At 51.9% G+C, this 14,510-nt stretch carries 15 protein-coding genes and 1 tRNA gene; 9 read left to right on the plus strand and 7 right to left on the minus strand.

All coding sequences use genetic code 11. From position 1 onward, the window contains the following. Positions 1-34 precede the first annotated feature (34 nt). From FT643_RS17270 to FT643_RS17285, 4 genes are all read left to right on the plus strand, one after another. Positions 35-1,177, plus strand: coding sequence for a murein hydrolase activator EnvC family protein (locus FT643_RS17270; protein ID WP_156872673.1), 1,143 nt, complete (start codon positions 35-37; stop codon positions 1,175-1,177). A gap of 226 nt (positions 1,178-1,403) precedes the next feature. After that, positions 1,404-2,729 (plus strand): S41 family peptidase, encoded by a 1,326-nt coding sequence (locus tag FT643_RS17275; RefSeq protein WP_317622052.1) that lies wholly within the window; start codon positions 1,404-1,406, stop codon positions 2,727-2,729. A 52-nt stretch (positions 2,730-2,781) separates the two neighbouring features. Further along, positions 2,782-3,711: a divergent polysaccharide deacetylase family protein gene (locus tag FT643_RS17280; protein ID WP_198043639.1), complete on the plus strand. Its 930-nt coding sequence runs from the start codon at positions 2,782-2,784 to the stop codon at positions 3,709-3,711. 90 nt (positions 3,712-3,801) lie between these two features. Then, positions 3,802-4,833 carry a hypothetical protein gene (locus FT643_RS17285; RefSeq protein ID WP_156872676.1) on the plus strand — a complete coding sequence of 344 codons (1,032 nt, stop codon included), beginning with the start codon at positions 3,802-3,804 and terminating at the stop codon, positions 4,831-4,833. 49 nt (positions 4,834-4,882) lie between these two features. Here the strand turns inward: FT643_RS17285 and FT643_RS17290 are convergent, their stop codons facing one another. From FT643_RS17290 to FT643_RS17320, 7 genes are all read right to left on the minus strand, one after another. Continuing rightward, positions 4,883-5,239, minus strand: a complete 357-nt coding sequence (locus FT643_RS17290; protein WP_156872677.1) for a hypothetical protein — start codon at positions 5,237-5,239, stop codon at positions 4,883-4,885. 82 nt (positions 5,240-5,321) lie between these two features. Continuing rightward, the gene (locus FT643_RS17295) at positions 5,322-5,747 is read right to left on the minus strand and encodes a GNAT family N-acetyltransferase (protein ID WP_198043640.1); all 426 of its coding nucleotides are present in this window, start codon (positions 5,745-5,747) and stop codon (positions 5,322-5,324) included. 7 nt (positions 5,748-5,754) lie between these two features. Next, on the minus strand, positions 5,755-6,531 hold the full coding sequence (gene hisF / locus FT643_RS17300; RefSeq protein ID WP_156872679.1) for an imidazole glycerol phosphate synthase subunit HisF: 777 nt from the start codon (positions 6,529-6,531) through the stop codon (positions 5,755-5,757). 30 nt (positions 6,532-6,561) lie between these two features. Continuing rightward, complete coding sequence (gene hisA / locus FT643_RS17305; RefSeq protein WP_156872680.1) at positions 6,562-7,299, minus strand: 1-(5-phosphoribosyl)-5-[(5-phosphoribosylamino)methylideneamino]imidazole-4-carboxamide isomerase; 738 nt, start codon at positions 7,297-7,299, stop codon at positions 6,562-6,564. Between the two features lie 76 nt (positions 7,300-7,375). Beyond that, positions 7,376-8,026, minus strand: a complete 651-nt coding sequence (hisH, locus tag FT643_RS17310; RefSeq protein WP_156872681.1) for an imidazole glycerol phosphate synthase subunit HisH — start codon at positions 8,024-8,026, stop codon at positions 7,376-7,378. A gap of 26 nt (positions 8,027-8,052) precedes the next feature. After that, on the minus strand, positions 8,053-8,658 hold the full coding sequence (gene hisB, locus FT643_RS17315) for an imidazoleglycerol-phosphate dehydratase HisB (protein ID WP_156872682.1): 606 nt from the start codon (positions 8,656-8,658) through the stop codon (positions 8,053-8,055). A gap of 57 nt (positions 8,659-8,715) precedes the next feature. After that, positions 8,716-11,841 (minus strand): response regulator, encoded by a 3,126-nt coding sequence (locus FT643_RS17320; protein ID WP_156872683.1) that lies wholly within the window; start codon positions 11,839-11,841, stop codon positions 8,716-8,718. A gap of 135 nt (positions 11,842-11,976) precedes the next feature. Between FT643_RS17320 and mutY the strand changes: the two genes are divergently transcribed. The 5 genes from mutY to FT643_RS17345 all read left to right on the plus strand — a co-directional run bounded on the left by mutY (position 11,977) and on the right by FT643_RS17345 (position 14,246). Next, positions 11,977-13,056 carry an A/G-specific adenine glycosylase gene (gene mutY, locus FT643_RS17325; RefSeq protein ID WP_317622053.1) on the plus strand — a complete coding sequence of 360 codons (1,080 nt, stop codon included), beginning with the start codon at positions 11,977-11,979 and terminating at the stop codon, positions 13,054-13,056. A gap of 5 nt (positions 13,057-13,061) precedes the next feature. After that, entirely contained in the window at positions 13,062-13,334 is a 273-nt protein-coding gene (locus FT643_RS17330) for an oxidative damage protection protein (protein WP_156872684.1), read from the plus strand. A gap of 78 nt (positions 13,335-13,412) precedes the next feature. Then, positions 13,413-13,488 (plus strand) — tRNA-Phe (locus FT643_RS17335). A 286-nt stretch (positions 13,489-13,774) separates the two neighbouring features. Next, the gene (locus tag FT643_RS17340; RefSeq protein WP_156872685.1) at positions 13,775-14,029 is read left to right on the plus strand and encodes a helix-turn-helix domain-containing protein; all 255 of its coding nucleotides are present in this window, start codon (positions 13,775-13,777) and stop codon (positions 14,027-14,029) included. Continuing rightward, positions 14,010-14,246 (plus strand): hypothetical protein, encoded by a 237-nt coding sequence (locus tag FT643_RS17345; RefSeq protein WP_198043641.1) that lies wholly within the window; start codon positions 14,010-14,012, stop codon positions 14,244-14,246. Before FT643_RS17340 ends, FT643_RS17345 begins: the two co-directional genes overlap by 20 nt. Positions 14,247-14,510: the final 264 nt, after the last annotated feature.

Raw genomic sequence — 14,510 nt, forward strand, 5'->3', positions numbered from 1 at the left:
CACTCACTACTAACGGTCTGTTATAAGCCGGAATATGCCAGCCAGAATCTGCCTGATTATTTACGCAATTTGTTTGCTGCCTGCGCTGGTCTTTGCCAATGTTGATCCGGTAGCAACAAAAAAAGAACTAAAGCAATTACAACACAATATTGATGCCCTACAACAGCAAATCAAACGCTCTCAAACTCAGCGCAGCAGCACCGAGCAAGCACTTCAACAAGCTGAAAAAGCCATCAGCGACACCCGTCGTAAGCTGCAAAACGTGAGCGCCGCGCTCACTCAGTCCGAAAGCAGATTAAAAGCGCTGGAAGCGGAACAGACCAAGCTTAACCGCGCCAAAGAATCGCAAAAGTCCGCCCTCAAAAAAGACATTAATGCCGCCTATCGCTCCGGTCGCCAGGAATACGTCAAACTGTTATTGAATCAGGAACAACCGGACAAAATGGCGCGCCTGATGAAATTCTATGACTATTACCACCAAGCGCGCATGGCCCGCATCACCGCCTTCAATAAAACACTGGAAGAGATACGCAGCAACGAGCTCGAAATCAACGACAAAGTGGCGGAACTGGACCTGCTTAAACGTAGCCTGGATGAAGAGCAACAACGATTGGGCGATGCAAAAAAACAACGTCAGGATGCTTTGGCCAAGCTCGATAGCAGCCTGAAAAGCGGTAGCGGCAAAATGAAACAGCTGCAATCCAGCCAGGCGGATCTGGAGAAAGTGTTACATCAGGTACAGCAAACCCTGAGCGATCTGCCCGAAAACATCGGCAAGCAACCTTTCGCACAATTAAAAGGCAAGCTGCACTGGCCCAGCCACGGCAAGATGATAAAGCGCTTCGGCAACAGCCGCGGCGATGGCAAGATGAGCTGGAACGGCGTACTGATTGGTAGCAAAGACGGCTCACCGGTGAAAGCGGTCCATCACGGGCGCGTGGTATTCGCAGACTGGATGCGGGGCTACGGTATGCTGATCATCGTCGACCACGGCGACGGCTACCTTTCTCTTTATGGACACAACGAATCGCTGCTGAAAAGCCCGGGCGACTGGGTCCGGCATGGCGAAGTCATCGCCTATAGCGGCAACAGCGGAGGCCAGGATCTGGCCGGACTGTACTTTGAGATTCGCAAAAACGGTAAGCCGATCAATCCTTCCGCCTGGTGTCAGGGCTAACATGGAAGAAGGCTTAATTTTGGTGCGGCCACTGCGTATTCACGCTAGTCTATCTGTAACTGAAACCAGACCGGTGGTTTGTGGTCTGATTTCCATTATCAGTTTATAGGAGTTCAACATGGGTTATCCTCTCTCGTCCAACTGGCGCGGCTTTTGGCAGCAGTGTGCGTTGATATCAGCTCTGTCCTTAAGCACGTTCGCCTTTTCACTGGATGAAGAAGGCACTATGCCGGATATCGACCCCGCCACCTCCGAAATTCAGAACATCATCAATTCGTCTGAACAGGGCCAGCTACCCATCAAAGAGCTGCGCACCTTCGCAGACGTGTTCGACCGCATCAAGCAAGCCTATGTAGAAGAGGTGGACGACAAAGACCTGTTGGAAAATGCCATCCAGGGTATGCTCACCGAATTAGACCCCCACTCTGCCTATCTGAAACCAGAGGCTTATCAGGATCTGCAAATCAGCACTACCGGCGAATTCGGCGGCCTCGGCATTGAAGTGGGAATGGAAGACGGCTTCGTTAAAGTGATCACCCCCATAGACGACACCCCCGCGAAGAAAGCCGGTGTTGAACCCGGCGACCTGATCATCAAGCTGGATTCCACGCCGGTTAAAGGGCTATCCCTGAGCGAAGCAGTCAAATTAATGCGCGGTAAACCCGGCTCCAAACTGCTCCTCACTATAATCAGAGAAGGCGCAGACAAGCCGCTGGAAATCACCGTAGTGCGTGACGTTATCCAAGTGCAATCGGTGAAAGGTCGCCTGCTTGAGAAAAATTATGGCTATCTGCGCCTATCGCAATTTCAGATTAATACCGGACCGGACATGATCAAATTACTGGACCGGCTGAAAAAAGAAAACAAAGGCGATCTTACCGGTGTGGTGCTGGATTTGCGCAACAACCCCGGAGGGGTGCTACAGGCGGCAGTTGATGTCAGTGACGCTTTCGTTGATGACGGTCTGGTGGTCTACACCAAAGGCAGGCTGCCCGATTCCGATATGAAATTCCATGCCGCTCCAGGTGATCTACTCAACGGTACTCCGTTGGTGGTGCTGGTAAACGGCGGCTCAGCGTCGGCGTCCGAAATTGTTGCCGGGGCGCTGCAGGATCACAAACGGGCCGTTATTATGGGCACCACCACCTTCGGCAAGGGTTCGGTACAAACGGTATTGCCGCTCAACAATGACCGAGCCCTGAAGCTGACGACGGCCCGCTACTATACGCCCGGAGGCCGATCCATCCAGTCCAACGGCATCGTTCCGGATATCACCGTGGAAAACGCCCAACTTACCCGGGTAGAAGGCATGGTGCGCATTAAAGAGCGGGACCTCACCGGCCACCTGATTAATCCCGACGGCGAAGGTGATGACACCGTTGTGGTGACGGAAGGTGAGGAAAAACCACCGGAAGAACAAACTCTTTCGGAGTCTGACTACCAATTGTATGAAGCCTTGAATTTACTTAAGGCACTCAATGTATTGAAAAAAACGCCTGCTGCTGCCAAGCCGGACGCGACGGAAGAAAAGGCGGCCCAGCTCACAAATTAGTGAGCGGGGCCTGCCCAGGCACGCCTATAAAAACTACACTTAAGAGATGAAAGTGATCAGATCCTTTGCTGTAGGATCCCTAGCCCTAAGCTTTATGTTAGCGCTGACCCTGGGCCTGACCCTGGCCAGCTCCAACCCGGCCTATTCCGCAGCCAATTCGTTAGACACTAAAGCCCCCATGCCCTGGGTGCCCACCTTACCCAAGATTGCCATTATTCTGGACGATCTCGGGTATAACCGGCCGTCCGGTGAGCGCGCCCTGCAGCTACCCGGAAACATTACCTACGCCATTATCCCCTTCACCCCGTACAGTCAGACCTTTGCCAACGCGGCCTTTGACCGTAATCGAGAAGTGATCCTGCATATGCCGATGGAGAGCAGCGACTCAACCCGTAAGCTGGATCAGGGCGGCCTGACCCGCAACCAATCGGAAGTGGAAGTGAAAGCCAGAGTAAAAAAGGCAATTCAATCAGTACCGCATATCGTGGGGCTGAATAATCATATGGGCAGCAACGTCACCGCTGACACGCAGATGATGCAATGGGTCATGCAGGAGGTACGCAACCAACCCCTTTATTTTATCGACAGTATGACGAACCCGCACTCTGTCGCCAATGACAGCGCTGCGCAGTTCGCTATTCCCACTCTAAAGCGTGACATCTTTCTGGATAACGTCCAAACCGAAGCCGCTGTTGAACGCATGTTCAGAGCCCTAATCAAAGTCGCTCAAGAGCGCGGGCACGCCATTGCTATCGGCCACCCTTATCCGGCTACCCTCACCTATCTTGAGAAAGTATTGCCGAAACTCCAGGAAATGGGCGTCGAACTAGTGGATGCATCCGACTTGGTGATGCAATTCGGGCAACCCGTCGATCAACCCATCAATGCCGAAGATCTACTACAACACATTGTTGCCATGCCCGCCCCTGAAAGCCAGCGCTTGAATTTCTCTAACGAAAATCTCTATAACCGAACCCTGTAGCCGTTTCGAAACTGATAGGTTCCCGTAGTTTAAACTGATACCCCCACTGGGTTACCATGCACGCCTAAGCTCATTGATTCAGGTGTACTGATGTCGGATTTCAGCAAGGAAAAAGCGCAACAACTACTGGATGCCCAGACCGCCTTCTGGTTAAACGACCTGAATCCGTCACGACTTGAGCCATTGGTACGGCAGGAGCTGGAATTCATTTATGAAAAGCTCGACACCATCACCCTGCGCCAATCCGTAGACGAAGAAAAAGTAAAAGCCACAGCGCAACGCTATGCCACCGAAATGGAAATTGCCGGAGCGATACCGGAACTGTTTGGCGAAATTGCTAATATCATTTATGAACACCCCCATAATGACACTACGCTGATCAGCGATATCGTATCCGATTACGTGGCAACCGAGCTGCTGGAAAAAATATTCGAGCGGAAAAGCCTGCTCGACCACGCGGTGTCCAACATCCGTGAAAGCCAACCCTTTCAGGCCTTCATTTCTGATCTGGTGTTCACCGCGGCCAAAAACTATCTATTCGAAACCAATCAACTCATGAAAGTGCAGCCGCTATCGAGCGGGATAACCCGGCTGCGTCAATGGTTTCAGGACAAGGCACCGGCAATGTCGGAAAACATGAGCGGGCTGGGCAAACAGCTATCCCAAAATAGCGTAACGAACTCCATCCGTCTGGTGCAGAACACCCTGGACAATGACCTTTATCGAGACAGTGCTCTGAATAGCACCCTGGCACTCTGGGACGACCTCAAGGCCTGGCCCATCAGTTACTTCAAAAAATATTTCACCGAAACCGACCTGCAGGAACTGCTGGTCATGGGCTACGAGTTCTGGCTCGACCTGCGTCATACGGATTTCATGAAGTCCCTGATCGATTCCGGCGTACAGTTTTTCTTCGATAAGTACGGCGAAGAATCTCTGCAAAGCATCACCGGCGAAATGGGGGTTACTGAAGATATGATTATTTCAGAGATTTTGAATTACGCGCCGGACCTGGCGCAGTTGGCGGTAAAAGAAGGCATTGCAGAGACCATTATCCGCCGTCATCTGCAACGCTTTTACTTCGACCAAAAAACCCTGACGCTACTGCAACCGGAAACCTGAAACGAGAAACGAGAAACTCGGGTACAAACCCGCTCTGGAATACTGGAACCTACTTTTTACGCAGCTTCAGGTTTCCGAGTACCAGAAAAATGATGGCTACAGAAGCGAACAGCGATTCCAGGGTAAACAAGCCCGTGAAGGCCAAAATCTGTGCGATCAATACCAGACACATCAGCACGCCCAACAAGGAAAAATATTTCGGGTTCCACTTCAGGCCAGCCAAGGCGACCAATACACCCACGAACAAAGCGATGAACGAAAGATTGTGGGTGCTGCTCCAGTGTTCTCCGGCCGCGCGCCCCATACGCGCAATCTGATACCCCATAAATCCGGCCAATAAAATCAACAGCACAAAAGACGTGCTTAACAACCCATTCCAGTTTGGTTTTATTTTTTGATTACTCACAACCCCCCCTCTCCATGATGGTGCAATGAAGGGCGCACTCTACATCAAACAGGCCAAATAACACCATTAATCAGGTCGCGTTTTAGTAGTTTTTCATCGCGCGATGCAGCATTCCCGCATCCAGGTAGTCCCCACCATACGCCTGGAAGCCAAAATACTGATAAAAGTGAATACTATCCACCTGCGCCTCCAGCATAATGCGCTCAACGGATCGTGATTTAATATGGTCCAGACAGGATTGGAACAGTTGCCTGCCGACACCCTGTCCGCGCAACTCTCGCTGAACCGCGAAGCGGCCTACTTTAGCGTGCTGCGGCAGCCAGAGAATGCGTAGTACACCCACGACGTTACCGTGCAGTAACGACACCATATGAGTGGCACCGTCGTCTTTGCCGTCAAATTCCTCTGCCTCCGACACGCCTTGCTCATCCATGAAAACGGTGCAGCGCAGCTGGCAACCCAAACGGTATAAATCACTGCCCACCGGGGCCAGCATAGGCAGACTCATAAAAACGTTATTCCAGGCGCATCTCAATACCCTGCTCCGCCATAAATTCCTTGGCTTCCCGGATACTGTATTCGCCAAAATGAAAAATACTGGCAGCCAGCACGGCATCGGCTTTTCCCAGCGTCACACCATCCGCCAGATGCTGCAGATTCCCGACCCCACCGGACGCAATGACCGGCACATGAACCGCTGCACTGATGGCACGGGTCACCTCCAGATCAAAACCGTTTTTGGTGCCGTCCCGGTCCATGCTGGTGAGCAAGATTTCACCGGCTCCCAGATCCACCATTTTTCGAGCCCACTGCACCGCGTCCAAACCAGTCGGCTTACGCCCGCCGTGAGTGAAGATTTCCCAGCGATGAGGCTCACCGGCAGCGCTGACCTTTTTCGCATCGATCGCCACCACAATGCATTGCGAACCGAAACGGTCTGCCGCTTCACCGACAAAATCCGGATTAAACACCGCCGCCGTATTGATACTGACTTTATCCGCTCCGGCGTTGAGCATGGTGCGGATATCTTCCAGCTTACGGATGCCCCCGCCCACTGTAAGTGGAATAAAAACTTGGCTGGCCATTTTTTCTACCGTGTGCGCCATGGTGTCACGGTCTTCGTGGCTGGCTGTAATATCCAGAAAAGTGATTTCGTCTGCGCCTTGCTCGTCATAGCGGCGGGCTATCTCAACGGGATCGCCCGCATCACGAATATCGACAAATTGCACGCCTTTCACTACGCGGCCATTGTCCACATCCAGACAGGGAATAATGCGTTTAGCCAATGCCATTGGGTATTCTCCTCCTACGCTGACGGGTGCTTATGAGCGGTGATCGTCCACCCACTGCTGGGCGGTCTTCAGATCCAATGTACCTTCGTAAATAGCACGCCCGGTAATGGCGCCTGAAATACCGCAAGCCGCGACGTTCATCAGTTGTTTCACATCGTCGATATTGGTCACACCGCCAGATGCAATCACCGGGATCGAAATGGCCTCCGCCAATGCTACGGTGGCGTCTATGTTGACGCCCTGCATCATGCCGTCTCGACTTATATCCGTGTAAACAATGGCGCTGACACCGTCATTTTCAAATTGCTTCGCGCAATTGACCGCCTGCATTTCTGACACTTCGGCCCAACCGTCGGTGGCGACCAAGCCATTCTTAGCGTCAATGCCGACAATGATGTGACCGGGAAAACGTTCGCAGGCGGCTTTGACAAACGCGGGTTCTTTTACCGCCTTCGTGCCGATAATGACATAATCCACACCCGCATCCAGATAAGCCTGAATCACCTCCAGAGTACGGACTCCACCCCCGATCTGAATTGGCAGGTCCGGGTATTTCTGAGCAATCGCCTGTACTACCCCCGCGTTCACCGGCTCGCCTTCAAAGGCGCCGTTCAGGTCAACCAGATGCAAACGTCGTGCACCCTGCTGCACCCATTGATCCGCCATAGCCACAGGGTCATCGGAAAACACGGTGGCGTCCTCCATCAGGCCCTGACGCAGGCGTACACATTTTCCGTCTTTCAAATCAATGGCGGGGATAATTAACATGGCACTCTCTACTGTCTGGTGGTGAATTATTTTAAATAAGGTCGTGTGAATTAAGAATCAATCCGGGGACGAAGCCTCAGGCAGAGCCGTCCCACTGCATAAAGTTCTTCAATAGGGTTAAACCGGACTTTTGACTTTTTTCCGGATGGAATTGCACCGCGAAGACATTGTCCCGGCCCAGGGTGGCCACGAAGGGTACGCCGTATTCACCGCGACCGGTGATCAGGGCATCATCCTGTACAGTGACATAATAGCTATGCACAAAGTAAAAGCGGGCAAGGTCGGGTATGTCATTCCACAAAGGATGGCTGCGCAGTTGCGCTACCTGGTTCCACCCCATATGCGGAACTTTCAATTTCTCGCCTTCACCATCTTTCAAATCATTGCCGAAGAAACGCACTTCGCCCGCATACAAATCCAGGCAATCGACGCCGCCGTTTTCCTGGCTGTGGCTCATCATGCTTTGCATGCCGACACAGATACCCAGCAATGGCTTGGTTTTTGCGGCTTCCTGTACCACCTGGTCCAACCCCAGGCGACGTATCTCACCTACACAATCCCGGATCGCGCCGACGCCCGGAAACACAACTCGATCGGCAGAAAGAATGGTTTCGGGGTCGGCGCTGACCACCACACGGGCGTCTGCATTCACATGCTCCAAAGCTTTGGCGGCACTGTGCAGATTGCCCATGCCGTAATCAATAACTGCAACGGTAGTTCGGGTCATAAAGAAAACACCAGGATTTGACTAAATTAAAGAACGCCCTTTGTGGAAGGCATCACACCGCTCATACGGTCATCCATTTCCACCGCCATCCGCAAGGCTCGGCCAAAGGCTTTGAAAATGGTTTCGGCCTGGTGATGTGCATTTTTGCCTTTGATGTTATCGATGTGCAGGGTCATTTTGGCGTGATTCACCAATCCCTGAAAAAATTCTCCAAACAAATCCACATCGAACCCGCCAATCATCGCGCGGGTATAGTCCACGTCCATTATCAGACCAGGGCGGCCTGACAGATCCAACACCACGCGGGACAAGGCTTCATCCAACGGAACATAAGCATGACCATAACGCCGCACCCCTTTTTTATCTCCCCAGGCCTGGGCCAGCGCCATTCCCAAGGTAATACCGGTGTCTTCCACCGTGTGGTGAGCATCAATATGCAGATCCCCATTCGCCACGATCTCAATGTCGATCAGGCCGTGCCGGGCCACCTGATCAATCATGTGCTCAAAAAAAGGCACTCCGGTGTCCAGCTTACATTGGCCGGTGCCATCCAGATTCACGGTAACGGTGATTTGGGTTTCCAGCGTGTTGCGCTCAACGCGGGCTGTACGCTGCGACGTACTAACTGACATAGGTACTCCACTGAGTATGGACAAAGCGCGGATTATAGCGCGAAGGCAGCAAAAATCCTAAGCCGACGGTTTAATTCCGTGGTTTGGTGCAGACACCGCCGGGTACCAGCGGGCAATCACCTGCTGCAAACGTTCCTTCCTCAGGGGCTTGGTCAGGTAGTCATCCATCCCGGCAGACAGGCATTTTTCGCGATCCCCTTCCATCGCATTCGCGGTAACCGCAACAATCGGCAACGGGCGCCCCTGCAGTTCAGCGCGGATAGCACGGGTAGCCTGATATCCATCCAGCACTGGCATCTGGCAATCCATAAACACAATACCGTACTGCTCATGCTTGACCGCCTCCACCGCTTGGCGGCCGTCTTCTGCGATATCACAACTGAATCCCAGTTTGCGCAAATAACCGCAGGCCACACGCCGGTTCACCTCGTTGTCGTCCACCACCAATACCAGCGGTAGATCAGGATGCGGATGATACCACTCTGCTTCCGAATGCGGTAATTTCCTGGGCTTGCCCAACAGGCAAGCCGCCAACTCTTCACGAGAAAACGGCACATATAAATGCGGCAACGGACGCTGACCGTAGCGCTCAGTCGGCACTCTGAGCTGCACAATTTTCGCCGCCTCAGGCGTATTAAGATAAGGGTGTAGCTTTTCCCAAAAAGAGTCACTGATGTCTTGAGCCAGGAAGATCCAGTGGTAATTTTCCTGGTGCAATACCTCTTCCAGATTTCGTAATATACGGCGCTCTTTTCGTTCCCAGTGAAAACCGACGCCCCACTGCTGGCAAGCCAGCTTGATGACCATTTGAGTCGCAGGCAAATCCCCAATAAGCAAAACAGCGGCGTCACTATGTTGCCGCTGCAATTCGCTTTTGACTTCGCTTGAAAATGCCGGCTGAAAATCAGGAACCGTCACCGGCAATTCAAAATAGAAAGAAGAGCCTACCCCTTTGATCGACTTGACGCCGATCTTTCCGCCCATCGCCGCCAGCAATCCTTCACACAATGCCAATCCCAATCCGGAGCCCCCGTATTTACGGGTATCTGACACATCCGCCTGCACGAAGGGCTCAAACAAAGCCTGCTGGAGCTCCGCTTCAATACCCACTCCGGTGTCTTTCACTTCGACATACAAACGGCTGGGGCTGAGCATTTCGGTCCACAGCAAAATCGAACCGTGACTGGTAAATTTAACGGCGTTGGACAACAAACTGGTCAGAACCTGATTCAGCTTAGTGCCATCCGCTACCACTTTTTGTGGCAGGCTGGCTTCCATCGCCACGCCAATGTCCAGACCACGAGAATACGCATCCACCGCCACCAAACTTACCGCCGAGTTGAACAACTCATGAATATCAAACTCGTCATAGTTGAATTCAATCTCACCGTTTTCCAGCCGGGAGAAATCCATCACCTCATCCACTAACGCCAACAGATTACGTCCAGAGCGTTTCGCCATACTCAATGTTTGCTGTTGCTCGTCAACACCGGCCTGCCCGCTCAACATGTCCAGCATACCCAGCATACCGTTGATCGGTGTACGAATTTCATGGCTGACAATTGCCATAAAACGGCTTTTGTCCTCGGCGGTTTTCAACGCGATATCACGGGCTTCTGCCATTTCCTCTGCGGCAATGACGATGTCGTTAATATCCACCACAACACCCCGTAATCCCACCACACCCAGATCTTCAATTGTCACCGAGATCAGCGCTTTTACCCACATCCAATTTCCGTTTCCATGCAGAAACTTAAACTCCACATAAGTATCGGTTCCACGTTCAATAGCTGTGGTGCAAGCGTCAATTAAAAGCGAGTGATGATCGCTGTGCACCAGCGATTGCCAACTATCCAAATGGCTCAGCACCTGATCCGGGCTACGTCCAAGTACATGATCCACCTGTCCACTGAGCAACGTCACTTTTAGCGGGTTGATATGTGCCTCCCAAACCACACAATCAATGGAACTGATAATCGACTGGTAACGTTCTTTCGAATCGAACAATTCATCCAGGTATTTTTTTAGATTTCGGCGCATGTTATCCAGCGCACTGGCCAATTGCGCCAGCTCGTCATTGGAGCGCAGGCTGATATTGCTATCCAGGCTGCCATGGGAAAGCTGCTCGGCCCATCTGGATAAGCGGGTGATCGGAGAGCCAATCTGGCGCGACATGATATAGGCCACCAAGCCGATCAACAGCACCGTGATAATGCCGATCAAAAACGCCCGCTCACGAATATATTCAATATCCTGAAGAGCGGATTTAGCATTGCGAACCAACACCAGGCTCCAGCCCGTTTTGCCTATATACCTGAATTCCGACGCGGGCATATTAACCAGCATAAGCTCATCGTTACCCCGGCGAATGTAACGATGCCCCGGCCGCTTCAATACACGATCCAACAACATCGGATTTTCTGCCACCCACCAGCGCGAGTCATAAACCCGCGCCATGCCCGCCTCGGGCAACGTGGATTCCATACTAAACAGAATAAAATCCGGAGCCGCCAAAATATAACCTTCACTGTCAATCAGGACCGCATAACCATCCGGCACCTGCCCTTCCGGAACCACCTCTATTGCCGTGACCTGTTGCAACAGCTCGCGCCAATCCAGGCTCGCTTTCAATACCCCAATAATGTAGCCATCACTGTATTTCTTGAAGATCGGCACAGCCAAACTGACGCCATACCCCCCCAGATCCGAGTCATAACGAAGTGGGGCCATATAAGGTTTACCACTGGCCATCACCCTTTTGTACCAGTCGGCACTGGTCACCGATACACCCAAGAGCGCCGGATCACCTGCCGCAACCACCGACGCATCCTCGTCCACAGCCACCAAGGTGTTATAAACACCATACGCTTTCTGATAGTCGCCCAGCATATGCGAGATCGACCCTTCTGGATCGCCCCGTTCCACCGCCTGCAAGGTATCCAGATCCGCCCATGAACGAATGTTCTCAAGACTAAAACCAAAGGTGCGGTCGATCTGGGACATGGCCAGTAATGAGGCAGCCTGAAGCCTTTCACCGACCTGATTGATAACGGTTTCCCGCGATTTGAAGTATGCTAGCGCCCCGAATACCATTAACGGTGTCAGCGCCACCACCAGCATCACCGCTAACAGCTTATTCTGGATGGTTGGTGCAAACCAACGTCGGGGCTCTCTTCTATCCATAGACGAACCAGTGAGACTCCGCTCTTCCCCTGCCAATAGTCTTTGCGTATGGTGAGACCAATACGCCGCTACCAACAGTATAGTGCAACTTCAAATCACCTGCTTTGATGAGATTTTTATCCAAGGAGTTAAGCCATTTCTGTCCTAAATAAGGCGCATTTACCGGCTCCGGAGGAATTCCAACAGCGTATTTTAAACTGGTATTCCCAGTTTGGGCGCAGAGACCTGCCCTGGCAAATAGACATCAGCCCCTATCGGGTTTGGGTATCCGAGATCATGCTGCAGCAGACCCAGGTCACCACCGTCATCCCCTATTTTCAACGGTTTATGGCTCGTTTCCGCACAGTAGAAACACTGGCCGCAAGCTCTGTTGATGAGGTGTTGCAGCACTGGGCCGGGCTTGGCTATTACGCGCGCGGGCGCAACCTGCACAAAGCGGCGCGACAGGTAACCGAACAGTTCCAAGGCCAATTTCCCCGCAGCGTGGATGAACTTATATTACTGCCGGGTATCGGGCGATCGACCGCCGGCGCGATTGCCAGTATCAGTATGGGAACTGCCGCACCGATTCTGGACGGAAACGTAAAGCGGGTGCTCACCCGCCTGCATGCGGTCGCGGGTTGGCCCGGCCAGAAAAAGGTATCGGATCAGCTTTGGATGATAGCGGAACACTACACAGAGCAACGTCAAACCCGGCAATACACTCAGGCGATGATGGATTTGGGCGCGACCCTCTGCACCCGCAGTAGACCCGCCTGCACGGTGTGTCCCGTCGTGGATCTGTGCGCCGCAGCGGGGCAAGGTAACCCCACTGTCTACCCCCACTCAAAACCGAAAAAGGCCAAACCGGAAAAGCGCACCTGGATGCTGATCATGCAATACCGTGATGAGACCCTGCTGTATAAGCGCCCTGATAACGGTATCTGGGGTGGGCTCTGGAGCTTTCCGGAATTTCCCTCAGAGCAGGATCTATTGGCCGGCCTGCACGATTATCGCCTCGATCAAACCGACGCCATAACTCGCCTGCCCGCGTTCCGACATACCTTCTCTCACTATCACCTGGACATTCACCCTGTGCAGGTGCGCGTGGACCACAAACCACGGCAAGTGATGGAAGGCCAGGATCAGGTCTGGTATAACGAACCCCAAATTACCCAATTGGGGTTTGCCGCCCCGATCAAAAAACTCATTCATCAGCTCACTGAAACGGTCTGAAGCCTATGACTCGCACTGTATTTTGCCGTAAATATCAACAAGAAATGGAAGGCCTCGACGCCGCCCCTTACCCCGGCCCCCGGGGCAAAGACATCTTTGAACATGTCTCGAAACAAGCCTGGCAGGAATGGCTTCAGCATCAAACCATGATGATCAACGAAAAACGCCTGAACGTAATGGACCCAGCCACCCAAACCTTCCTGCAACAGGAGTTTGACAAGTTTCTTACCGGGGATGATTACGAAAAACCGGAAGGCTACGTGCCACCAAGCGCCTGATTGCAAAAATGTTTCCGTTTCGCTGGAGCGGGTATTGACTCCGGCGAATCCAACGGGTTTAATAGCGCCCTCTTTGACGCCCGGTTAGCTCAGTCGGTAGAGCAGGGGATTGAAAATCCCCGTGTCCCTGGTTCGATTCCGGGACCGGGCACCATTTCAAAGTCTATGAATTATCTAGTTATTTCAACTTTAGATAAATGTCGCAAAAACCTCTCCCCTTTTCATGCATTGCCCACAACACAATAAGCGTATGTTGGCACATAAAATCAGCCACAAAAAGAAACATATAAGCCTCTTTTTGTGACAAAGCCAACCAGAACCACCTTAAAGCAACTTATATGTCTCTTATAGATAAATAGCAACATATGAGTTTCATCGTGAATTCACCACTCGAACAAATAAACGCCGTATAGCACTGGCACTCAAGCAGCACGATATGAATGATGTTGCGCGTCGGTATATCGCGCCAACAATATCAGCGATTGGAATCCAAAGGCAATCCTCGGCTCGATACCCTTGAGTTAATCGCCAAGGGGCTTAAGAGCGAGCTGCTGCTTATCCCCCAAGAAAAGCTAAATGCTGTGCTGGCTGTATTGGCTGACGATAACTTGTCATCAACTGGGGCACCAACTAAGCCAAGCCAATCGACCAAAGCAAAGAATAAGTCACTAACCGATGATCACAGCTACAAATGATGAAGTGAATGTATTACAGCTCTCGATTGACGGCGTATTGATCGGATATCTCGCAGGCTTTAAGAATGGCCGCAATGTATTAAGCATTGCAGATAAATTCAAAAACGATCCTGAGCGCCCGACATTTAGCCTGATTACGCACCCCAAGTTTCCGAATGCGGACAAGCTCATGGCAGAGCCATGGGCACGAAATCAAAGGCTGTTAAATTGCATCTAAATTTGACCCGGCGGGTCACTTTTGGGTGCAAATCAACAGAAATGGCTCAAAACCTATCAATCTGTTCGCGATTTATTCGCTCCTTTAAAGCAGTCTGACGCTTTTTTCTTAATGGATGATGGGTATGGACTGACCATAGAATCGTAAGCAATGGGATGGACTCCTCCTTACCACTCCGGCATCCACGTGCCAAAATAGTGAGTGAACAGGTAGGCATTGTGAATATGAGGAGAATCCCAAATGAATATTATCCGCGTTGGTGTT

It is taken from the genome of Ketobacter sp. MCCC 1A13808, from assembly GCF_009746715.1.
In the GTDB taxonomy this organism is placed as follows: domain Bacteria; phylum Pseudomonadota; class Gammaproteobacteria; order Pseudomonadales; family Ketobacteraceae; genus Ketobacter.